A 22,940-nucleotide genomic window follows, 5' to 3' on the forward strand; every position below is an offset into this window, starting at 1 on the left:
CTAATTTGAGACTAATTGTAAAATTCTTTTCCAGCTCTTCTTCTTCAGGCTGACTTTTGTTCCATTTTCAGCATTAAACTGATTAACAATCTCTTCTTCATGAGATTTGTAAAATTCTGGGTCAAAGTTGGCATCTCTCAAATGTTCTAAGACATATTGAACTGTACGCTCTTCCTTAAACCACTTGTCGAAAGCGTGATGTCTTAAGCGAAAACCGAAATTGTTTACCCCTAAAAGCTTATCCGTTTCTTTATCCCAGCGGAGTCTCAAAGAGATCTTGCCACTTTCGTGCTCCCAGTAAAAGTCGTTTTCGTTATCCTTTGGCTTAGCCCATACCCATCCGTAAGTCTGATATTCGATATCGAAAAATTTCGCGGAGTTAAACCAGTGACCTGGCTCATATTTAGTCGGCTTATTACAGATGGTTTCGGCAAGTACTTCTCCCATCATTCTTCCTGTATACCAAACTTGTTCTAGGTTTCTTCTTTCCCCATTAGTTTCCCGAAACTCTGCACAGTCCCCGGCAGCGAATACATCTTTGACATTTGTTTCCAGATAAGGATCGACCATGATTCCTCGGTTCGTTTCGATACCCGAACCTTCTAAAAAACCAATATTCGGTGAAACTCCTGCGGTTAGGCCTACAAACTGACATGGAATTTCCTCGCCAGAATCGGTGACTACCGCTCTGGCTCGTCCGTTTTCATCAGACAAAATTTCTTTCAGATTAGTGCTCAGTCTGAGGTCTACGTGGTGCTCTCTAATGTGTCGATTAATCATTTCAGACTCTCCATCAGGTAACACATTGTTCCAGAAGCTTCCTTCACGAACCAAAAATGTCACTGGTATATTTCGGCTTAATAGCATTTCAGCCATCTCAATTCCGATTAAGCCACCACCTACAATTACCGCTCTGGAAATATCCTTCGTATAGGTTTCCATGCTTTCTAGGTCTTGATAATTGTAGAGTCCTTGTACAGCTTTTAAGTCTTGTCCCGGCCAACCGAACTTATTCGATTTAGAACCAGTCGCCAAAACAAGCTTATCGTATGGCATAGACTCACCTCCTGCGAAAGTCAAGGTCTTACTTTCGGTATCTACCTTTTCGACATATGCTCTTTTTAGTTCTATTCTATTCTTTTCCCAAAACCAATCTTCATATGGCTTAGTATGTTCGTATTTCATGTGCCCCATGTATATATACATAAGGGCTGTTCGAGAGTAGAAATGGTCTGTCTCTGCAGAAATTACCGTGATTCTTTGATCACTTTTCTTTCTGATGTGTCTCGCGGTAGTAATACCAGAAATACCATTCCCAATAATAACAATGTGTTGCATAGCAGGCTTATAATAATAAAAATATACCCTTTGGTTCCGGGATTATGTCGTACCAGAGACCTCGTTAAAAAATAGTGATGGATAATTTAAAGTTTTAACGGGACTAAAGTCTCACAACGGCGAAAAGATTTTGTGAAGCATATGCAACCTTCACTAGGCAATAGTATCTTTAATGCAAATAATCGATAAACGATGAAAAAAATTAAAATGAACTCTTTACGAACCGCAATGATTGCTTTGGCTTTTTTGATGATCGCCAGCCTATCATTTGCGCAAAATCGTGAGAGTGTGAACGTTTCTAACTTCACTGAATTGAGTGTTAGTAATGCATTCGTTGTTGAAATTAGTGTTGGAAATACAGAAGCGTTGGAGATTGAAATAGAAGACGAATTTAGAGAATATCTTATAGCAGAGGTGAGAAACGGTACTTTAGTTATTGGTTTAGATAACAAGAACTGGAGTAGAAAGCAGCGGAGAATGAATAGTTCGGCCAAGGCTTTTCTTACTGTTAAATCTTTAGAAAGAATAGAAGTTAGTGGTGCCGTAAGTGTACGCACTAGAGATATTTTAAAATCAGATAAACTCCGTGTAGGATTATCTGGTGCTTCAGTAGCCAGATTAGAAATAGAAACGAACGACTTGAATTTACAAGCTTCTGGTGCTTGTGTAGTTAATCTTGAAGGAGAAGCTAAAAACCAAAACATAAAAATGTCTGGTTCTTCTATCTACAGAGCTTTTGACTTGCAAAGTGAAACTGGTGTAGTTCGAGTGAACGGTGCTAGTAACGCAAGTATTTCGGTAAGCGAAGATTTAGATGTTCGTGCATCTGGTGCCTCAAGTATTTATTATAAGGGTGATCCTAAATTAAAAATGGATACTTCTGGCGCCTCTAGCGTAAAAAGAAGTAGATAGATAAGAATATAATCATGACCGATTATATCCCTTGTTCAGAAGAAGTAATATTCGGAAGGGCAAGGGAACATTATTTTTAGACGTTTCTGATTTGATAAAGTCTTGGCCACTTGGCTCAATTCTGATCCGAAAATTTCTTCATTAAAAGGTTAGCAGCATTCATGGCTGGTAGCTCACCTTTCTCCACTTTTTCAATTACGTCATTTAAGACAGATTGAATCTCGCTGTTTTGATAGAAAGCCGTTTCGAGCAATTCATTGACGTTTTCCTTTAACCAATTTACTTGTTGTCGCTGGCGATTCAGCTGAAAGTAACCTGATTGCTTCACCTGCTCTTGTTGCTCTTGGATCACCTCCCAAACGTCTTCAAGACCCGTTTTCTCTAAAGCAGAGCACAGTTTTACCTTTGGAAGCCAACCAGATTCATCCATTGGAAAAAGATGAAGGGCATTTTGGTAATCTACCTTCGCCCTTTTAGCCACTGCTTGATTTGGACCGTCGGCCTTGTTAATCACAACCGCATCGGCCATTTCCATAATACCTTTCTTAATACCTTGAAGTTCATCCCCAGCCCCTGCTAACATCAGGAGCAGGAAAAAATCAACCATGCCATGCACTAGCGTTTCGGATTGACCGACTCCAACAGTTTCAATAAAAATGACATCGAAGCCAGCCGCTTCACACAAAAGCATAACGGACCTTGTTTTACTACTCACTCCACCAAGTGCTGAACCTGATGCCGATGGCCTAATAAATGCATTCGGGTTTCTAGCCAATTCTTCCATGCGAGTTTTATCACCCAATATGCTGCCCTTGGTCTTTTGACTACTCGGGTCTATGGTGAGCACGGCGAGTTTCTTCCCTTTTTGGGTGACTAACCCTCCAAAAGATTCAATAAAAGTACTTTTTCCCACACCAGGCACACCCGTAATCCCTATACGAACTGCTTTTCCAGTATGCGGCATAATAGCCATCAACAGAGCTTCAGCTTGGCTTACATCTTCAGGCCGATGGCTTTCGCATAAGGTAATGGCACGACTAAGAAGGATTCTATCCCCTGACAGGACGCCATCAATATAGGCTTCAGTGCTAAGTTTACTTCGCTTCATTTACGATCAGCAAGGTAAGCATAAATCAAATGTCAGTTACATATCGGCAAACTGGAATTATACTTCTCACAAACAATTCCATCTCAAAGATGTAGTAACTTTGACTACCAGTAATATGAAACGAGGAAAGTACCTTTTGATTAGCCTAGTGCTCTTAATTGCACTTTTTTTATTTCAAGTTTATCATCGAGGGGTCTATACTATTTTTAATATGGAAAAGGTGAAAAGAATTCAACCGAAAGAGGCCTTGAGTTTACTCAAAGACAATCCGATTACAATTCTTGACGTAAGAGATGAAATTGAATACACTGTCAGTCATTTAAAAGGTGCTGTTCGATATGAAGAAGGTATGCTTGACGACTTGGAGAAAAATCAACCGATTCTGGTGTACTGCACGGTTTCTTTAAGGAGTAATAAATTGGCGAAAAGGCTACAAAAACAAGGCTTTAATCAGATTTACGAACTAAAAAACGGACTAATCGGTTGGTCTAATGCCAATATGCCGATGGTTGACACCCAAAACTCGAATACCGACGAGGTACATGTTTACAATCGCTTCTTTGGCACATTTCTAAAAAAAGGTACAGCAGTTTATTAACCATGTCGAAAGAGTTACTCATTGTATTTGTAAAAAACCCTCAATTAGGTAAGGCCAAAACACGACTTGCAGCAACTGTTGGGAAAGAAAAGGCGCTCGCAGTTTATGAACTTCTGCTGGCCAAGACGAAAGAAGAAACCGCCAACCTATCGGTAGACAAGATTGTCTACTATGCCGATTTCATAGATGAAAATGACCTTTGGGACAACGATCGCTATAAGAAAGGCTTACAAACGGATGGTGACCTAGGAAAGAAAATCTCGAGTGTATTTCAAAGCGCTTTCGATACTGGTTATGAAAGAATCTGCATTATTGGGAGTGATTGCTATGACCTGACGCAAAATCATTTGGAAACAGCATTTGAAGCACTTCAAAAGCATGAGGCAGTCATAGGACTCGCGGAAGATGGCGGATACTATCTGCTCGGAATCTCAACGATGAATAAACAGCTTTTCGAAAACAAAAATTGGAGCACCGAAACTGTAGCTTCAGATACCATCGAGGATTTCAAATCCCTAGGTATGACTTTTCAAGAATTACCTACGCTCAACGATATAGATACCGAAGCCGACTTAGGCCCTTGGGCCGATCATATTTTAACTGCAAATGCTTAAGATCATGAAGAAATTAATTCCATTGGTTCTTTTTACAATTCTAGTGGCTTGTGAAGGTCAGCCTTCGGCTACCGATGAAATCAATTATGCCAATAGTGAGCAGTTCAATCATAATTGGGCAATGGATAAGATTTGGGAAGATGGACAGGCCGAAGTCGCTCATTACGATGCTGAAATGGTTGTTTATGGCAGGATTAGGAAATTTGACAATGTCTACATCACCGTAAAGGAGGAATTTAATAAAGACTTTAACGTAAAAACTAACGACTACGAAAGAGACGATCTTTTTAGTGTGATGAAGGTTAATATGTTTGCAAGATTTGAAACGGAAAACTATCCATATCACTTTTTGACCAGTCTCTTTTTTAAGCGAGAAAAACCCGAACAACTTCATAAAATGACTCATACGGGTCAGGAATGGTGTGGTAATACCTTTAAACAGTTTGAACTGACTTCATCAGGTTACGAGTATGACTATAACAGTTATTTCGATGGCTATGGAGACGGAAGAATGGCCATAGAAGGGACTGACCTACTTTGGGAGGATCAGCTTCCCTATGTATTAAGGTCGCTGAACTTTGAAGATGGTCTCCAGTTTGAAAAAAAGGTAGTCGATGGGCAAGTAAATACTAAAACTAGAAAACCAACGATTTACCAAGCCCAATTCGACATAAGCGATCAAGACAGCGTTTGGCATGTACAAGTAGCATTGGATGACGAGAAGGTCAACACTTATACTTTTCAGAAACTCTACCCGAATTTACTGATGAGTCAAAAAACATGGTACGGCTACAACCTCAAACTATCATCGGTGAGCAGATATCAGTATTGGCGATAGATTAATTCCAAAAGATCATACCATCCTGCACTGAGAGTCATTAATTTAGTCTATCTAATCACTCAGCTTATGGCTAACCTAAAAATCAGCGACCTCTGGATATACCCCATTAAGTCATTAGCGGGCATACAATTAACCAAAGCGACAGTAGAAAGGCGCGGCCTACAATATGATCGTCGGTGGGTATTGGTCGATGAAAACGGCGTCTTTGTGAACCAGCGAGACTATCCTGAAATGAATTTTCTACAGCCTATTATCAACGAAAGTTCAATCACTATCAAGTATAAACAGGGTGAAAAAGAGTCATTGACTTTTAGCCTTTCTGAGCCAGATACTGACCCGGTAAAAGTTACAGTCTGGGATGATGTGTGTACCGGAACCCCAGTTGACGCGTCTGCGGATGCCTGGTTTAGTGAATTTCTGGGAAAACCTGTTCGACTTTTATATATGCACAAAGATGGTATCCGACCAGCCGACCCACGATATGCAATCAGTGATGCAGATGAAGTGAGTTATGCCGATGGCTACCCAATTTTAATGATTAGCGAAGCTTCATTGGCTTTACTGAATAGTAAGACCGAAGAAAACATCCCAATGAATCGGTTTAGAGCCAACATCATCATCTCTGGTGCAGATGCGCACCAAGAAGATTCACTTCATAAAATAGAGATAGATGGTGTAAAACTGTTTGGTGTAAAACCATGCGCAAGATGCGTCATGACCACCATTGATATTGATACTGGTTTGAAAGGAAAAGAGCCTCTTAAAACGCTTTCTACTTACCGAAAAGTAGGGCATAAAATTCTCTTTGGCGAAAACTTCATTCCCGCTTCAGAGGGATCGATCGAAATAGGGCAAGAAATCATTGTTCACTCCACGAAAAAGACGGCACTGTAGTAATACGCTTTTGCCCAAAGTACTTTTAGCATTACCGAGTCGTCGATAAAACGATAAAAACGACCTACCGAGAGTGTAAAATTTGGGACAGAATTTTGTAGTCCCCTCAAACCATTTCTCTAAACACCTGATTAACCAAAATAAGCACTCTACTTATACAATTAGTGCATATCTTTGCGCTAGCAAGTTATGGCTGACTTATATATCAAATCACTCCATATTATCTTCATTGTCACCTGGTTTGCTGGGCTTTTTTACATCGTAAGGCTCTTTATCTATCAAAGGGAAGCACTGGATAAGCCCGAACCCGATAGAACTATACTTGGGGATCAATTGAAGCTTATGGCGAACAGGCTATGGTTCATCATTGCATGGCCATCGGCTATCTTAACCTTGATTTTTGGTGGAACCATGATCTACCAGTACCCTGCTATGCTGCAACTTCCATTTATGCATGTCAAACTTACTTTTGTGGTGGCTTTATACATCTACCACTTTCTTTGCCATAGGCTCTACAAGCAGCTTCAAAATGATGTCAAGCGCTATACATCGAATCAACTAAGAATTTGGAATGAATTATCATCACTTATCTTGATTTCAGTCGTTTTTATCATAGTCCTTAAAAATGAATTCGATTGGGTAAAAGGGACAGTTGGCTTCTTCCTAGTGGCGATAGCTTTAATGATCGGGATAAGAATTTACAAACGCATAAGAAGTAAAAAAGAAGGATAAGAAATGTTGAAGCGAGGTTTACAAATTGTAATGGCATTGGTACTGATCGGTAGTACTATTTCTTGTGATTCTGGTAGTACTCAGAAACTACCTGTTCTAGGCCTAACGGATTACAAAGAAGTGAATGGTAAACTGGATACGGTTTATCATACCATACCTGATTTCTCATTTACAGATCAGGACAGTCTCAATGTAACACCCGCAACTTTTGAAGGTAAAATCTACGTGGCCGATTTCTTTTTTGGCACGTGCCCAACCATTTGCCCAATTATGAAGCAACAAATGCTCAGGGTTTACGAAGAGTTTAAGGACAACCCAAACTTCGGCATACTATCTCATACGATAGACCCAGCGCATGATACCGTTGCTTATTTGAAAGATTTCTCCATGAGATTGGGTATTCCGGATAGCAAGGTTTGGAAATTCGTTACCGGAGACCAAGACGAGATTTACGAGATTGGAAGCGAAAAGGGGTATTTGGTTCCTGTAGGTGAAGATGCAGATGCACCGGGAGGATTTATTCACAGTGGCGCTTTCATTTTAGTCGATCAAGAAAGAAGAATTAGAGGGATATATGATGGGACTAAACCAATAGAGGTTAGTGCGCTTATTAATGATATCCCTAGATTGTTAGCCGAATATGAGTAGGTCTATACTATCCTTATCAAAGCTTCAGACGCTGATCGTTTGTGTAACAGCGACGATTGTATTCAGCTGTGGTGGAAGTAGTGAAAAGAGCGATAATCAGAACGTTCAGGAACGCCTTACTCGTGAAGAGTTAAAACTATTTGCTGTTGGACAGCAGCTTTACACACGATATTGTATAAATTGTCATATGGAAAATGGTCAGGGGCTTGGCAAGCTAATCCCTCCGCTAAAAGGCTCTGACTATTTACTCAATAATATCCTGGCCACTTCAAGAATCATTAAGTATGGAATGAAAGGGCCGATTATGGTTAACGGACAAGAGTATAACCAGCCCATGCCGGGCAACCCTAGTCTTACTCCTTTCGAAATACTACAACTTCAAGTTTACATCTCTAATGCATGGGGAAATGAAGCTGAGGTTTTGTCCTTGGAGGAAGTAAAAGACTATCTCGAATCCAATAAACCATGATCAATGCATCAAAAACTATTTTTTTCATTACTCTTAGGCATACTAATTAACTTTTCGGCTGTAGGTCAAAGACAAAAAATTGACACAGCATTTTTAGATATAGAAGGAGTACAAGTTGATCGTTCTCAAGAATTCCTCACCTATGAAGTTAGATCGCTTGACAAGAAAAAGCGTGTCGTTGGCCTAGTTAAAAAGTATGCTAAAAACGGTAGACTCCTAGAAACATTCACCTACAAGAGAGGGATAAAAGAAGGTCTTTATCAGCGATTCCATAGAAATGGAGACTTAATGATAAATGGTGAATACAAGAATGGAAACCAAGTGGGTTTTTGGGCTTTTTATGATCAGAATAAATGCATTACTAAACTAGTAGAGTATAATGATGCAGGAAAACTACTTCAAACAAGGGACAACATATTCTCACAAAATAATGAGAAGGATTCAATCAACGGTGTGAAAATAGTATTTGAAACCAAACCGGAGTTTCCTGGCGGAATGGACAATTGGAATGCGCACCTCAGAAGACACCTAAAGTTCCCCACTGCAGCCAAGAGATACGGAGGTGGGGAAGTAGTCCTTTCATTTGTTGTTTTGGCGGATGGACGAATCGTACTCCCAAAGGCCATCTCTAGTACTCATCCAAGCCTAACTAAAGAAGGTATTAGAGTCATTAATCTGTCACCTAGATGGATTCCAGCTAAGCTTGATGGCAAGCCAGTGGACGGGACAATGAATTTGAGAATTGTATTTAGATCAAGCTAAAGCCTACTTCAGAACTTCCTTGGCTTCGTCAATGGACGAGTTAATATCATCTTTAACCTTAGTCACGCGCTTCATTTCAGCGGCAAAATAGGCTTTTTGCTCGTCGACTGTAGATTCACCGTTTACATGTTTGGCAGAAGTTTTTGACCAGTCATTCATCCAAGTCATCATACCTTTTCTAGCGTCGTCTAATTGCATAGCTAGATCTCTTAATGATTCAACTTTACTACTATCTCCCTCTATCTCTGACACCTTATTCAACACTTGTTTTCTAAGGTTCATCACCTCACCCAACTTGGGCATGACTTCATCATGAACATCAATTACCTTGTCACGCTCAGCAAGTCTATCATATCCATCACCGCATGAAACGACGAATAGTGTAATCAGGAATAATGCGAAAATCTTCTTCATGTTTCTTATTTCCAAAATCTAGTAGCTAGTGTCAGCCAAACCAACGAAAACGCCTTCGACTAGTTGATACATTAGCTTATCGGGATTGTCGGAATTAAGTTTCAGTTTACCTCTGATTTTTACACGTTTTGTGGTGTATTTAATTTTCTCCTTCATCGATATCTCCATGACGGTTTCTGGTCCACCTGATCCACAGAAAAAGCACTCGCTGATTGGCAAGGAAGATAGAATCAGTTCTGTAGGTTTAAACATACCATCGAATGGAATGATAAAACCATCAATCTCCACTAATTGATCGGCAACTCCTTTAATACTTTCTCCAAAAACAGGCACAAAGACATCGCCGTACTCGTCTTTCTTGATATCGTAGCTTACATCGGCTAAGGTTTTCCAAAGCTTAGCGCCTTTCATTTTCACATCTTGTGCCATACTCGGCAGTGCGAAAATTGAAATGATCAATACTATTAAAATTCTTTTCATGTCTAAAATTTTATTCTTCGGCAAGCACCTTAGAGATATCCGTTTTATACGCATTAAACGCGGGAATAAGCGAAGCAACAACCCCGATACCCACACTTATAAGTAAAACATACAGTTCTTGGTTCACAAAGATTAAACCTGTAATGCCAATATCGTCTGATTTCTCATACGAATTGGCCAGTACCTCCATTAACCCATGACCTAAAACCATGCCTAAAAGGCCACCAATAATGGTGATGATAATACCCTCTATAACCACATGGACAAAAAGCTTACTTCTGGCAGCGCCCAACGAACGCATAATGGCCAAATCGTACTTTCGATCTTTTAAGGCATTATATAATGAGATGAAAATGCTCAAACCTGCGATAACTATAATGATGTACGCAAAACTTCTGAGCATATCCACACCGATACCTAACAGTGAAAAAAGCCGCTGTGTTTCAAACGCTGGTGATGCTGCTTGCATATTGGTGTTCGCATTAATATACCTTGGCATTTGTACTGCCCCCATCGGTGAGCGATACTTTATCAACATGGACGTAATTTCCGCATTGGTATCTCCATCAGGTAAGCCCGTTTCCCAAGCACTCCCCTCCTCCACTTCGTGGTCGTGATCATGGTCGTGCTCCTCGTCTGATGCTTCATGATCATGAACTGCCCAGACACTTTCAATATTGGTGAGAATAAGATTGTCAAGTACGCTTCCACTCTTTTTCAAAACACCCACCACACGGTAAGACTGCTCTTCATGCTCTAAATCGGCAACAGATAAACCATGAGCTCCAAAAAACTCTGCCCCCTCCTTTAAATTCAGCTTCTCAGATACATTGGCACCCAAAACGACATCTAAGTTATTTTTCCAAAGTACCCCTGAGCCAATTTCTCCGCTGTACAGTTTTACATAATCATGATTAGTACCAACAATTCTAAAGCCTCCATAATTATCGCCCAAGGCTAAAGGAATGGCTGATTTGACCAATCGGTTTCTGGTTAGGTTCTTAGCCTCGTCTAGTTTGATGTTGCCCGTTGGAAAATCTATATGGTAAACATTGGCCAAAATCAATTGTAAGGGGCTTCCTTTGGCTCCTACAACCAGGTCTATACCTCTTTTATTCTTTGATAAGTTTTCTTCTAGTTGACTGCTTAATAAAATCAGTACCAGAATAATCGCAATTCCCAAACTCATTAAAAGCACATTCAGCAGTGTGTTTAAGGGCTTTGCTTTAATGTAGCTCCAACTTAACGATATCAGATTCATGGCGTGTTAAGGTTAAGTGTTTGCTTAAATTCGTCTTTTACACGTTGATCATGTGTAGCAATCAGCAAGGATGCCTGATATTTCTCGGCCTGATTTTTTAATAGGGAAAGCACCTTCATCGCATTCTCGTCATCAAGGCTTGCGGTGGGTTCATCGGCCAATATCAATTGTGGCCTATTCAACAGCGCCCGAGCAATGGTCACTCGCTGTTGTTCCCCTTGACTCAACTCCCTCACACGTTTATTTACCTTTTGTGCCAAGTTTAATTCCTCCAACACTTCATATACTCGCCCCTTATCTTGGGCTGCCCCAGAAAGGTATTGTGCCAATAGAAGATTATCACCTACGGATAAAGCGCTAATCAGGTGCGCTTTTTGAAAAACTAATCCAATATTTTGCCCACGATATTTATCGCGTTGGTGGGCCGATAATCCATAAAGATCTGTATTGCCGATAACTACTTTTCCTTCTTTCGGTGCCAACAAGCCTCCAAGAATATGGAGCAGCGTGGTTTTACCACTACCCGAATTGCCCAAAATCAGTAAATGCTCAGACTCTTTTACCTCCATATGGGGTATAGCGAGGACTTTTTGGTCTGAGTAGCCGAAACTAAGATTATCTATGCTGATCATATCTCCTGTATTCAATAGCTAAGTAACGTAAGCCTGCTTAATTAATAAAACCAATCGTGTAGAAGTTCAAAAAACCTCAGAACGGTTTTCTTCGTTATCAATAAATCTGTCAAAATCCAGGACATCAGTTTTTGATAAATTAATAATATCTTTACCGCTTACTTAAAGCCTAATATTTAGCTAATGCTTGATTTCTTAAAGCGCAAACCAAAAGTTGAAACAGAATCAGAACCAAGACAGAAGAGAGGTTTTTTTAGAGAGCTGATTAATGACATTCTGTTTGCTCTGATTGCCGTAACGATAATTAGAATGTTTTTCATTGAGGCTTACGCCATCCCTACAGGATCAATGGAAAACTCAATGCTAATTGGAGATCATCTATTTGTAAGTAAGGTTCATTTTGGTGCTAGAACGCCTAAAACATTGATCCAATTCCCACTCGCTCATCAGAAGTTTTGGGGCACAAATATTCCATCTTATTCCAAAATCTTGCAAGTGCCTACCTTTAGGCTTCCAGGACTGAGGGATGTTCGCGCTGGAGAACCAGTTGTTTTCAACTATCCTCCTGACTATGATAAAGGATTCCCGCTCGACATCAAGACTTTCTATGTAAAGCGTTGCATGGCTACCCCAGGAGATGTCTTTGAAGTAAGAAATAAGCAGATTTATATCAATGGAGAAGCTGCTGAAAACCCTCCTGGTATGCTAACTAGCTTCTTTGTCCAAGCCGATCAAGGTGTTCACCCAAGATATATGAGAGAAATTGGCATTACGGATTATTACGATGATAACCCGAGTGATACATATGCCACTACCGCCATTCCTAACTACCCATATAAAGATAAACTCGGATTTAAAATATTTACTACAAAAGAGAAAGCCGACCAGCTTGCCGAACTTCCTTTTATTAAAAGTGTGGAAGAGATTACTTATCAGGCTGGTGAAGAAAGCGGACTTTTTCCAAATGCGCCTGGATTTAATTGGAGCCGCGACTTCTTCGGACCGTTGAAGATGCCAGAGAAAGGCGAGACCATTGAATTGACACCAAAAAACATCGCGTTGTACGGCGAAGCGATCGAACACTATGAGCACAACGATGAGGTTGAAATCCGAGGCAATGAGGTATTCATCGAAGGCGAAAAAGTGACAAGTTACACCTTCAAACAAGGGTACTATTTTATGATTGGTGACAATCGCCATAATTCAGAAGATTCTAGAACTTGGGGCCTTGTTCCAGAAGATCATATTGTTGGTAAACCTTTATTCATTTTCTGGTCTATGGATAGAACTAACCCAGAGACAGGTTTCTTCCAAAACATCCGTTTCGATAGAATTCTAGACTTGATTAAGTAGTGCTTCGTTCCGTTATACTATTCTGTTTCCTATCATTTGCTGTCCCTTTGGATCAGTCATCTAAGCCTAATGCCTGGAAGACCTTAGCAAAAGTCAAGATTGAAAAGCGTTTTGACGAAACATTGAATTACGAGATAGACTACCCAACTTTTAGTAAAGAAGTAAAGGCCCTTAATGGAAAAGAGATTTCGCTCGATGGATGGATGATCCCGCTGGATGAGCTTAGGGGTAAAAATTATTTCGTTTTATCAGCATTGCCATTTGCCAACTGCTTTTTTTGTGGTGGTGCAGGCCCAGAAACTGTGGTTGAGGTATTCTTGAAAAAAGACCTCAACTTTACAGAGAAGCGCATTAAAGTAAAAGGTAAACTCTCCGTAAATGGTGATGATCCTTTGAAGCTGATGTATATTTTGGAAGAAGCCGAAATCATGGATTGATTAGGTTTCTATTATCCACAGAAACCTAAGTCATGAGAAACCTTATAATCCTACTAGCACTCCTTTTTTCAAGTACACTTTCTGCACAGCAAGCTCAAGACGCTGCGCAAATCAGAAAAATCTTCGATGAAGCCTTAGAAAAAGGTGAGAGCTATGAAATGCTCCGCTATTTGACAAAGAATATCGGAGGTCGATTAAGCGGATCGCCACAAGCCGCTGCTGCGGTAGAGTGGAGTAGGCAACAAATGATTGCCTATGGTTTTGATACCGTCTTTTTGCAGCCTGTGATGGTTCCACATTGGGTTCGTGGAAAAAAAGAAATAGCGCGTGTAGTCAATTCCAAAAAACTGGGTACCGTGCCGATGGATGTAGTAGCCCTAGGTAATTCTGTAGGCACAGGCCCTAAAGGTGTTGTTGGTGAAATTATAGAAGTACAGGATTTTCAGGAATTGGCGAAACTGGGTAGAGCGAAGATTGAAGGTAAAATCGTCTTCTTCAATCGTCCAATGGATGCCAAACTAATGGATACATTCAGTGCTTATAGTGGTGCTTCAAATCAAAGAGGTTCAGGACCTTCAGAAGCAGCCAAATATGGTGCTATTGGAGCGGTTGTTAGATCTTTGAGTTCTTTTAATGATGACATTCCACACACAGGCGGAACTCGGTATGCGCTAAACATTCCTAAAATCCCTGCCGTGGCGATCAGCACGAATGGTGCAAATCAATTGAGTGAGCTACTCAAGGACGATCAAAACCTTAACTTCTATTTCGAAACACATGCCGAAATGCTTCCAGACGTACTTTCTTACAATGTCGTGGGAGAAATTAAGGGCTCAGAATTTCCAGATGAAATCATTGTGGTCGGTGGTCACCTAGACTCTTGGGATCTTTCGGAAGGTGCTCACGACGATGGTGCCGGATGTGTACAGTCAATTGAAGTTTTAAGATTGATGAAGGCAATTGGCTATCAACCTAAAAGAACAATCCGAGCTGTAATGTTCATGAATGAGGAGAATGGCTTGATGGGTGGAAGGAAGTATGCTGAATTAGCAGAAGAAAATGAAGAGTATCATGTGGCCGCTTTAGAGTCGGATCGTGGTGGTTTTTTACCGATCGGATTTGGAATTACAGGGACCAAAGCACAACAAGACAAGCTACTCTCTTGGCAGCCGCTATTTACCCCTTACGGAATACATCAATTAAAGCGAGGCGGAGGTGGCGCCGACATAAGTCCACTAAGAACACAGGACGTTCCAACGATTGGTTACCTGCCAGATAGCCAGCGATACTTCAAATACCATCATACAGGTATAGATAATTTCGAAGCAGTGAATCAACGCGAACTGGAACTTGGTGCGGCGGCAATGGCCTCTATGATTTACCTCATCGATAAATACGGTTTATAAGAACTTGTTCAGCATGGAAAAGTAGGTGTTCATCACTTTAAATTAGTACTATGTATAAAAAGGTACTAGTTTACACAACATATTGAAAATACATCCGTTCCCTTATTTACCAAGTCTACAGCAACCTCTATCGTAAGAATTTTGTCAAACGAAAGGCTACTAAGGCTTTACTCCTCAATTTTTATTGTGGTCAAACTCAAAAGCAACAACTATGACATCACTCAAAGAATTCTTCTGGTTCTGTGCAGGAACTAATCGATCATTACTTAAACGCTGCCCTACCGATGCATCGAAGTATACTGGCATGGGCGCAGCAGTTTTTTTCACCGGAGTATTAGCCTCACTATCGGGAGGTTATGCCTTTTTTACCGTATTCGAAAATACCTTCTGGGCCTTGACCTTTGGATTGGTTTGGGGCATTATCATTTTCAACTTGGACAGATTCATTGTTTCGACCATGCGGAAGAAGAAAGGCGGATGGTTCAAGGAGCTATTCATTGCATCACCACGCATTCTTTTAGCTGTTATGCTGGCGATCGTTATTTCTAAGCCTTTAGAACTTAAAATTTTCTCGAAAGAGATCGACAGAAAACTTGTGCTTTTAGAGGAAGAAATCTTTCAAAAGGAGATTTCAGCTATTGAGGAACGATATGAAGCGTCGGGCGTAGCATTACAAAACCAAATCACCCAATTGAAGGATGAAATAAACCTGAAAACTGCGACGCGAAATGAGTTAGCCGATGCCGCAAGACGCGAAGCTGACGGTACTGGTGGATCAATGAGAAGATCAGCCGGCCCCATTTATCAGCTGAAGAAGGCTGATGCAGATCAAGCGCAAAAGGAACTTGACAATGTTTTAAATGAGAATAAACCGATCATTCAGGCTAAAGAACAACAGTACAGCGTACTGCTGAAAAGCAAGCAAGGCGAACTAGATCAAATTAAAAGAACTGCATGGAATGGCATGGCAGCGCAGCTAGAAGCACTCAGAATTCTTGGAGAAGAAAACCGCGCCATTTTTATCGCCAACGTCTTTATCATGTTACTGTTTATCATGCTGGAGTGTACACCGATAATTGTCAAGTTGATTGCGCCTCGCGGACCCTATGATGAACTACTGGAAATAAGAGAGCACTTTTATAAGAATCACAACCTGGAGAAAATCGCTGAAATGGACAGTGAAACTTACGAAAAGCTGAAATTCTATGCCCGCTAAAGAAAGGCTTGTCACGCACAAAAAAAGGCTCGTAAACTAAGTTTACGAGCCTTTTTTTCGGAATGGTATTATTATCTTCTTTTTAAATAAAGCTCCTTTTTGATTTCAAGGCGACCTCTTCTCGTTCTTTCAAACGCTTGAAGTTTACCATCTTTCATCATCCAAACATCATCGTCATTAGAGAAATTGAATGAGCTATTGTTTCTACGTCTTCTTCGGTTCCTGTCATCATCTTCAATGATAAGTTCTCCATCACGGTTAATGTACCACTCCATGTACTCTACTTCTCGATCACCGAGCACATTGAACGACATTTTTAATTCTCCATCTCTCCTGAAATCGAACCTAATATCAATGCTTTCAACAATGTTAAAGGCAAAATTACTGATGCCTCTGGCAAATCTTCTGGCAATCCAAGAGTCTTCTTCCTCAAGATCATCTTCGACCTCTTCTCTTGCTTCTTGTAAATCGATAATGACATCCCATTCTCCCAGAACATCTTTCTCCCTAACTTTTGACTGCGCTGTTAACGATGCACTTACTAGAACCAGTAGTAGTGCTGCTGTGATTTTTTTCATATTGACCTGATTTGAGTTTTAAGTATCCTCTTTAAAGACTCCAATAAAAGCAAAAAGTTACAGAAGCCATAAGTGATGAACCCAAACGGTTTTAGAAGGCGGTTGTATGGAGCATATAAATGATCAGCATGATTAAATCACATTAACTAATTGATAGTCATAAGATTGATATCAACCCTTTTAGATCAATGGCAAGTAACCTCCTTGGTTAGCCAATAATTTCTTACTCCTGACGAAGATGCCTTCGCCTGTGGCTACAACCTTTCTGGCACTATTCTGAATACTTGATTTAGACAAAAATCTGTTTTCTTCAACGGAAATGATCTCCCCGACTGCGATCAATTGGTCAATTAATACGGGCCTGATAAATTCTATGTTATAGGTCTTTGTCAATAGAAAATAGGTGGATTCCATTGATGCAGCAGCGAAGTAAGCAGCATCGTCCAACATCTTAAAATAAATAGCACCATGCATAGCCTCTGCCGCATGAAAATAGTCCTGCTTGATGGCAAGTTTATAAGTGGCCTTGCCTTCAGAAACCTTCATTTCAGCACCACTCAGGATTTTCTGAATTGGCGCGGCATGGAACATATTTTCTAAGTTTCTATAATGCTCAAGACTCATAGTCAGGAATAAGGCCGAATTGAATAAAATGGTGTTTAAAGTGCTTTCTGTGAAAAAGTATCCATTCACTGGGCTTCATTGGGCCGCCATAAGGATGATTGAGCTCGCGATCAGGGTTATCTTTCATGAATGCCAAAAAAACCTCTATTTCCTTCAATAACTTTTCCTTTGCCTCTTCCAGATTCGCCGACCTTAATGGCTGTAATTCATTTTTCCCATTGGGGGCAGGAACAGATCGACGCATGGGACTATCCTTCATCAAATAGGCCTTCAACCTTGGGAAATCTTCCTCTTTTGACACCACAGGCAGGTTAATTCTTCCAATAGACATTTTAAAAATGACAATTAGATGCTCGACCATGTGCTGAGGCGTCATAAATCCCCATAGCGGTTTTTGATCTGCCCTCAGGCATTTCAGTAAATCAGGAACCTCCTCTTGAAAAAATAGCTGTGCCGTCTGTGTTTCTTCCATATTCTAAAATAAAAAAAGGCTCCGATAAACGGAGCCTTTACAATTCAATTAGTCTTCTCCCAAAAATGGGTATCTATAATCTTTCGGTGGCACAAATGTTTCCTTAATCGTTCTAGGAGACACCCAGCGCAATAAGTTGATCATTGAACCAGCCTTATCGTTTGTACCAGATCCTCTTGCACCTCCAAAAGGCTGTTGCCCTACTACCGCACCTGTCGGTTTATCATTGATATAGAAATTACCAGCAGCATTTTGAAGTGTTTTAGTCGCTTGCTCTACAGCGTAACGATCTCTTCCGAAAATAGAACCTGTTAACGCATATGGAGAAGTCGAATCTAGCAATTCCATAGTCGCCTCGAACTCATTCTCATCATACACATATATTGTAATCACAGGACCGAAAATCTCTTCACACATAGTAGTGTATTTTGGATCTTTCGTTAATAAAACGGTCGGCTCTACAAAGTAGCCCTTCGATTTATCGTAGTTTCCTCCTGCAATTACTTCCACATCAGGACTAGCCTTTGCACCATCTATATAAGCCGCGATATTATCAAATGATTTTTCATCGATAACGGCATTGATGAAGTTTCCAAAATCTTCAGTTGGCCCCATTTTGAACGTAGCCAAATCTGCTACAACGTAGTCTTTCACATCATCCCAAAGGTTAGATGGAATATAAGCTCTTGACGCCGCAGAACATTTTTGACCTTGGTATTCAAAAGCACCTCGAGAAATAGCCGTAGCCACCTCTTTTGCATCTGATGATTTGTGCACCATGATAAAGTCTTTACCACCAGTTTCTCCTACGATTCTAGGGTAAGACTTGTACTTATAAATGTTCTCTCCGATTGTTTTCCAGATATGCTGGAATACGCCCGTACTACCTGTGAAGTGAATTCCACCGAAATCAGCATGATTAAAGATCACATCTCCAGCTGTAGGACCACTTACGTAAACAAGGTTAATCACACCATCGGGAACTCCCGCTTCTTGGAATACCTCCATCAGCACGTTAGCAGAATAAATCTGAGTATTAGATGGCTTCCAAACGATGGTATTTCCCATCATAGCTGCAGAAGTAGGCAGGTTACCAGCAATAGCGGTAAAGTTAAATGGCGTCAAAGCAAAAACGAATCCCTCCAAAGGTCTCTGCTCCACACGATTCCAAATACCAGGTGCTGAATTAGGTTGCTGAGCATAAATCTCAGTCATGTATTGCACATTAAATCGCAAAAAGTCGATAAACTCACAAGCGGCATCTATTTCCGCCTGAAATGCGTTTTTCGACTGACCCAACATGGTCGCTGCATTAATCTTAGCTCTGTACGGTCCAGCGAGTAATTCTGCTGCCTTTAAAAAGATAGAAGCCCTATGCTCCCAGCCCAAATCAGCCCATGCAGATTTCGCTGCCATCGCCGCATCAATAGCCGCAGCCACGTGCTCCGATCCGCCCTCATTATAATGCCCTAAGATGTGTTGGTGATCGTGCGGTGGCGACATCGGTTTCTTATTATCCGTAGTCACTCTTTCTCCACCGATGTACATCGGTACATCTATTTCTTTGGCCCTTGCTGCAGCCAAAGCGGCTTTCAGCTCCTCCCTTTCCTTAGATCCTGGCGCATAGCTCAATACAGGTTCGTTGGTTGGGGTGGGTACATTGAAAAATCCAGTTGCCATAGTTTACTTTTTTATTTTGATCAAAATGATTGTCGCAAATATACAGTTTCAATTCACTGTTATGAAACCGACTTTTATAGAATGCTTTTCAGCTCAATTAAGTTCTGAATTTCGTGTTGAATTGTAGAATTCGCCTTTTGTTTTTCGGGGTTAAACCACACATAATCCATCCCGACATTTTTTGCTCCAGCGATATCTGATTCCAGATTATCCCCTATCATGATCGATTCCTCCAAGGGAGCCTTTGCCAAGTTCATGGCTAATTCAAAAATCTCCTTATCAGGCTTTCGATATGCCGTAGTTTCGGACGTCACCACCACATCGAAATACTTCCTCAAATCAGAGCTATTCATTTTGGTTGATTGAATATCGTCGAAGCCATTAGTAATTACATGCAGCTGATATCTATCGGCAAGGTAATCTAGCACAGCATACGCATCGGCAAAGACTTTTTCTTTCGTGGGTGCCAGTTGAATGTATTCTTGTTCAAGATTAACAGGCATATCGGATGGCTTTGCCCCAAGTTTTTCGAAGATCGTTTTAAACCTGAGTTCGCGAATATCTGGTCGCTGAATCTTACCGATATTATATAAATCCCATAAACCATAATTGACCTCAAAAAAGGTCTTGGCCAAATCAGTTTTATCGAATAGCTGAAGTCTTTGGAAATTATGCTGATCGTATAAATCACCCAAGGCCTCGGTGGCGTTGGCATCATAATCCCAAAGGGTATGATCAAGGTCGAAAAAGATATGCTTGTATTTAGACAAAATAGTTTTTGAAGAGAACTAACACCTCTGGTTTAAGTTTGAGTTGCGACCAAAAATTACTTCAATTTACCAATCATGATGATTGGATTATCTTCTGGCTGCACATTCTGTAATTTTTGAATATGCGGAGGTAATGATGAAATCTTATCTTGGTGTGTTTCGAACCATTCAGCTATTCTTTCAGCAGGAATTGTCGAAATCAGTTCTCCATTTCTAGATATATAGGATGGTTTGAAGGCAACAAAACCATCTAAATCATTCACATAACCATGACTAAGTTCCTTGTTTTTCGCTATACGTGTTTCACCGCTAGCCTTTTCGAACAAACCAGAGTATGAGACACCCTGAAAATCGATTTCGAAGCAGACAAATTTATCACTCTCTAAGATCCCTGTTAAGCGCATGCGTTCTTTTAAATCATTTCCCACCACGGTTTCTTGTTCTTCGTACGGAATGCCGTATGATTGGAAACTCATCACATATGCACTTTCCATACTTTCTAGAGAAATATGGAATATAGTGTCATTATAAGTCTCCTTGAACATAACCTCGTTGTTGTAAGTTTGAAAGTAGGTTATAGAAAACTGAATACGATTAGGGTTATTTTCAAATGTCAAATGATTTGGAAAGCTCTTTTTAACATCTCCTGATCTATCGAAAATTAGAATTCTATTCTTCTCACTACCACTCATATTAGAGATATAGCCTAAGAAATGGGTACTATCCAAATAGCTATAAGCACTTAAAAATCCAGCAGACATCATATCGTCTGTTTGGTTTATGATCGTTGGTAAATTCACAAAATCTAAAGCACTTCTACCGTCTAATGGGTAACCAATCAGTTTTTCCTGATTCCGGCTGGCATAAACGCTATTTGTAAACGTATTTACACCAAGGTTCCTAGCACTCATCCTATAGCCTTCTGGATCGTCACCGGCGTGACCGAGATCCTTAACATACCCTCCTGTTCTTCTGTTAAACAGAGATATTCTTTTACTAGCTTTTAACAAAATGAGGGAATCCCCAATTAAGCCACATATGTGTGGAAACCTGTAGAGCGTAGATGAATTGGTTTCCAGTTGCACGTATTCAACGTCCGAAACCAATTCGCTTAGGTTTATCGGCGAAGGATTATCGAAAGCCTCTGCAATCTGAATAACAGGAATACTTTGAATGCCCTCTATTTTATCTTCACAGGCAAGGAATAATGAAAGCAGTGAAAGTAATAGGAGCCTCTTTTTCATTTTCTGATTGTATTGATATCAATATAGCATTAACGCAGATTTTCCTAAATAGCTACTAACAATGAATCATTAATAATATCGGTGACCCTGAGAAAATCATAAAATGTTTGATCACTTGTTTCGAGTTGAATATATGATAGACTTGAAACAAAAGAACTCAAATTCAATTGAGCCGAATTGTTTAAGGCATCTTCTAGGTCTATCACTAAAAGATCACTTTGATCATTAAATTGCCTAGAACTGTTGCAAGCTGAGAGGGCAAAAAAACATAATAGTAATCTAATTCTGTGCATTCGAGATGTTTTGTATAATTCGTGCGTTATTCGACAACTCTTTCACAATCAGTTTCTTCTATCTTAGGCTATTCCTTCAGGCTGGCGATAAAAATATATGGGTTACCATCTACATTCACTTCGTCAATAACACCTTCGAGGTCATAAGCATCTTTGATAAAATAGAACTCATCTTTTGATGAATTCCATGGTACTAGTTTCGCTTCTCCTGTGCCAAAAAAGTCATCTTGGAAACCTCCTTCCACGGTGTAAGAATTTAATGTTGGCAAATGAATTAGAGTCAATCTCGAATTCCTTCTTAAAGAATATGTTGAAATCAAATATTCATTTGTTCTTAAAATATTCAGAAGTAAGAACCCTGAGGACGTCTTATCATTAATACCAAAATCCATTTTAACATCGGGAATCAACCTACCCTCTTTAATCTGATATAAGGTATCTCTAACGAAGGTTTCTTCATACGGGGAAGGATAGTAAACATACTCATTGTTATTCACAGCGGAAATGAAAGACATACCAGCTGGCATGGCCGCGCCAGTTCCTGCCTTCACCAATACCTTACTCACAATAGTGCTATCACCAAGTTTTAAATTATCTGAAAGTGTAATTTTATAGGTAATATTATTTCTCATACCCTCCTTATTACTAGGAAGACTGTAAGCTGTTTGGAGTAGTACTAATTGCCCATTTATGACATTTAGTGTCCCTAAAACAGGAAGCTTAACTTCTGAAAGAAATTTACCTTCAAAGTCATAACAGAGTAGTTTCCCATTTAATCCTGCGAGTAGATAAATGTGTCCTTTTTGCTCATCGATAGTAAATGAATTTACAGCCAGAAATTCCCCAGGCCCCTCTCCTTTTCGAGAAATTTTTCGTACAAAACTGCCATCAAGGGAGAACTGATAAAGTGAATTATAGTCTGAAATAAAGACAAAGTCATTACTATGTTCAACTTCCCTTATGAAGCCAATCAAGTTATCATCAGTCGTTTCTAGCGGTATATACTTTACATCAGATGCTATATCTGATAAGAATACTTCCTCCGCATTCTTCACATCTACCTTAATAACCTCCAATCCAGTTTGCTCAACTTCATTACCACAACTCCATAAAAACAGCAGTGCCGCCAACAAGGGTAAAATGGTATTCTTATACATACTGAGG

General features: G+C 40.1%; 26 protein-coding genes. 13 read left to right on the forward strand and 13 right to left on the reverse strand.

The features are described 5' to 3' along the window. Window positions 1–1,338: an NAD(P)/FAD-dependent oxidoreductase gene (locus BFP71_RS02345; protein ID WP_069833842.1), complete on the reverse strand. Its 1,338-nt coding sequence runs from the start codon at window positions 1,336–1,338 to the stop codon at window positions 1–3. A gap of 207 nt (window positions 1,339–1,545) precedes the next feature. Here BFP71_RS02345 and BFP71_RS02350 point away from each other — a divergent pair, with 207 nt between their 5' ends. Next, on the forward strand, window positions 1,546–2,250 hold the full coding sequence (locus BFP71_RS02350; protein WP_176723303.1) for a head GIN domain-containing protein: 705 nt from the start codon (window positions 1,546–1,548) through the stop codon (window positions 2,248–2,250). 115 nt (window positions 2,251–2,365) lie between these two features. Here the strand turns inward: BFP71_RS02350 and meaB are convergent, their stop codons facing one another. Next, the gene (meaB, locus tag BFP71_RS02355) at window positions 2,366–3,358 is read right to left on the reverse strand and encodes a methylmalonyl Co-A mutase-associated GTPase MeaB (protein WP_069833844.1); all 993 of its coding nucleotides are present in this window, start codon (window positions 3,356–3,358) and stop codon (window positions 2,366–2,368) included. A 211-nt stretch (window positions 3,359–3,569) separates the two neighbouring features. On the opposite strand from meaB, the gene BFP71_RS19320 reads away from it, so the two are divergent. The 8 genes from BFP71_RS19320 to BFP71_RS02395 all read left to right on the forward strand — a co-directional run bounded on the left by BFP71_RS19320 (window position 3,570) and on the right by BFP71_RS02395 (window position 8,916). Beyond that, window positions 3,570–3,956, forward strand: a complete 387-nt coding sequence (locus tag BFP71_RS19320; protein WP_176723304.1) for a rhodanese-like domain-containing protein — start codon at window positions 3,570–3,572, stop codon at window positions 3,954–3,956. Between the two features lie 2 nt (window positions 3,957–3,958). Then, window positions 3,959–4,570, forward strand: coding sequence for a TIGR04282 family arsenosugar biosynthesis glycosyltransferase (locus tag BFP71_RS02365; RefSeq protein ID WP_069833846.1), 612 nt, complete (start codon window positions 3,959–3,961; stop codon window positions 4,568–4,570). Window positions 4,571–4,574: 4 nt separating this feature from the next. Next, window positions 4,575–5,408 carry a hypothetical protein gene (locus tag BFP71_RS02370; RefSeq protein WP_069834539.1) on the forward strand — a complete coding sequence of 278 codons (834 nt, stop codon included), beginning with the start codon at window positions 4,575–4,577 and terminating at the stop codon, window positions 5,406–5,408. A 69-nt stretch (window positions 5,409–5,477) separates the two neighbouring features. Then, a complete protein-coding gene (locus BFP71_RS02375; RefSeq protein ID WP_069833847.1) occupies window positions 5,478–6,305 on the forward strand; it encodes an MOSC domain-containing protein in 828 nt (275 codons plus the stop codon). A gap of 189 nt (window positions 6,306–6,494) precedes the next feature. Further along, a complete protein-coding gene (locus BFP71_RS02380) occupies window positions 6,495–7,037 on the forward strand; it encodes a CopD family protein (protein WP_069833848.1) in 543 nt (180 codons plus the stop codon). Window positions 7,038–7,040: 3 nt separating this feature from the next. Further along, entirely contained in the window at window positions 7,041–7,685 is a 645-nt protein-coding gene (locus tag BFP71_RS02385; protein WP_069833849.1) for an SCO family protein, read from the forward strand. Then, window positions 7,678–8,154 carry a c-type cytochrome gene (locus BFP71_RS02390; protein WP_069833850.1) on the forward strand — a complete coding sequence of 159 codons (477 nt, stop codon included), beginning with the start codon at window positions 7,678–7,680 and terminating at the stop codon, window positions 8,152–8,154. The genes BFP71_RS02385 and BFP71_RS02390 overlap by 8 nt, the downstream gene beginning before the upstream one ends. A 3-nt stretch (window positions 8,155–8,157) precedes the next feature. Next, window positions 8,158–8,916 carry an energy transducer TonB gene (locus BFP71_RS02395; protein WP_069833851.1) on the forward strand — a complete coding sequence of 253 codons (759 nt, stop codon included), beginning with the start codon at window positions 8,158–8,160 and terminating at the stop codon, window positions 8,914–8,916. A gap of 3 nt (window positions 8,917–8,919) precedes the next feature. On the opposite strand, the gene BFP71_RS02400 is transcribed toward BFP71_RS02395, so the two are convergent. Genes BFP71_RS02400 through BFP71_RS02415 form a run of 4 tightly spaced genes read right to left on the reverse strand, consistent with a single transcriptional unit; the run spans window position 8,920 to window position 11,703 of the window. Then, window positions 8,920–9,330, reverse strand: a complete 411-nt coding sequence (locus BFP71_RS02400) for a hypothetical protein (protein WP_069833852.1) — start codon at window positions 9,328–9,330, stop codon at window positions 8,920–8,922. An 18-nt stretch (window positions 9,331–9,348) separates the two neighbouring features. Further along, window positions 9,349–9,810 carry a hypothetical protein gene (locus BFP71_RS02405; protein WP_069833853.1) on the reverse strand — a complete coding sequence of 154 codons (462 nt, stop codon included), beginning with the start codon at window positions 9,808–9,810 and terminating at the stop codon, window positions 9,349–9,351. Window positions 9,811–9,820: 10 nt separating this feature from the next. Then, entirely contained in the window at window positions 9,821–11,071 is a 1,251-nt protein-coding gene (locus tag BFP71_RS02410) for an ABC transporter permease (RefSeq protein WP_069833854.1), read from the reverse strand. Next, window positions 11,068–11,703 (reverse strand): ABC transporter ATP-binding protein, encoded by a 636-nt coding sequence (locus BFP71_RS02415; protein ID WP_069833855.1) that lies wholly within the window; start codon window positions 11,701–11,703, stop codon window positions 11,068–11,070. The genes BFP71_RS02410 and BFP71_RS02415 overlap by 4 nt, the downstream gene beginning before the upstream one ends. 183 nt (window positions 11,704–11,886) lie before the next feature. On the opposite strand from BFP71_RS02415, the gene lepB reads away from it, so the two are divergent. From lepB to BFP71_RS02435, 4 genes are all read left to right on the forward strand, one after another. Beyond that, a complete protein-coding gene (gene lepB, locus BFP71_RS02420) occupies window positions 11,887–13,056 on the forward strand; it encodes a signal peptidase I (RefSeq protein ID WP_069833856.1) in 1,170 nt (389 codons plus the stop codon). 47 nt (window positions 13,057–13,103) lie between these two features. Beyond that, window positions 13,104–13,493, forward strand: a complete 390-nt coding sequence (locus BFP71_RS02425; protein ID WP_088124843.1) for a hypothetical protein — start codon at window positions 13,104–13,106, stop codon at window positions 13,491–13,493. A gap of 32 nt (window positions 13,494–13,525) precedes the next feature. After that, entirely contained in the window at window positions 13,526–14,899 is a 1,374-nt protein-coding gene (locus BFP71_RS02430; RefSeq protein WP_069833858.1) for a M28 family peptidase, read from the forward strand. A gap of 211 nt (window positions 14,900–15,110) precedes the next feature. Continuing rightward, entirely contained in the window at window positions 15,111–16,115 is a 1,005-nt protein-coding gene (locus BFP71_RS02435; RefSeq protein WP_069833859.1) for a DUF4407 domain-containing protein, read from the forward strand. Window positions 16,116–16,186: 71 nt separating this feature from the next. Here the strand turns inward: BFP71_RS02435 and BFP71_RS02440 are convergent, their stop codons facing one another. From BFP71_RS02440 to BFP71_RS02475, 7 genes are all read right to left on the reverse strand, one after another. Then, window positions 16,187–16,693: a hypothetical protein gene (locus BFP71_RS02440; RefSeq protein WP_069833860.1), complete on the reverse strand. Its 507-nt coding sequence runs from the start codon at window positions 16,691–16,693 to the stop codon at window positions 16,187–16,189. Window positions 16,694–16,873: 180 nt separating this feature from the next. Further along, the gene (locus BFP71_RS02445; protein WP_069833861.1) at window positions 16,874–17,317 is read right to left on the reverse strand and encodes a PaaI family thioesterase; all 444 of its coding nucleotides are present in this window, start codon (window positions 17,315–17,317) and stop codon (window positions 16,874–16,876) included. Next, window positions 17,307–17,789, reverse strand: coding sequence for a DinB family protein (locus BFP71_RS02450; RefSeq protein ID WP_069833862.1), 483 nt, complete (start codon window positions 17,787–17,789; stop codon window positions 17,307–17,309). Before BFP71_RS02450 ends, BFP71_RS02445 begins: the two co-directional genes overlap by 11 nt. A 48-nt stretch (window positions 17,790–17,837) precedes the next feature. Further along, the gene (gene pruA / locus BFP71_RS02455) at window positions 17,838–19,469 is read right to left on the reverse strand and encodes an L-glutamate gamma-semialdehyde dehydrogenase (protein ID WP_069833863.1); all 1,632 of its coding nucleotides are present in this window, start codon (window positions 19,467–19,469) and stop codon (window positions 17,838–17,840) included. Window positions 19,470–19,543: 74 nt separating this feature from the next. Beyond that, window positions 19,544–20,239: a YjjG family noncanonical pyrimidine nucleotidase gene (locus BFP71_RS02460; protein WP_069833864.1), complete on the reverse strand. Its 696-nt coding sequence runs from the start codon at window positions 20,237–20,239 to the stop codon at window positions 19,544–19,546. Between the two features lie 56 nt (window positions 20,240–20,295). After that, the gene (locus BFP71_RS02465; RefSeq protein WP_069833865.1) at window positions 20,296–21,483 is read right to left on the reverse strand and encodes a 6-bladed beta-propeller; all 1,188 of its coding nucleotides are present in this window, start codon (window positions 21,481–21,483) and stop codon (window positions 20,296–20,298) included. A 361-nt stretch (window positions 21,484–21,844) separates the two neighbouring features. Beyond that, window positions 21,845–22,933, reverse strand: coding sequence for a 6-bladed beta-propeller (locus BFP71_RS02475; RefSeq protein WP_069833867.1), 1,089 nt, complete (start codon window positions 22,931–22,933; stop codon window positions 21,845–21,847). Between the last annotated feature and the right edge of the window lie 7 nt (window positions 22,934–22,940).

Source organism: Roseivirga misakiensis (assembly GCF_001747105.1).
Lineage (GTDB): Bacteria > Bacteroidota > Bacteroidia > Cytophagales > Cyclobacteriaceae > Roseivirga > Roseivirga misakiensis.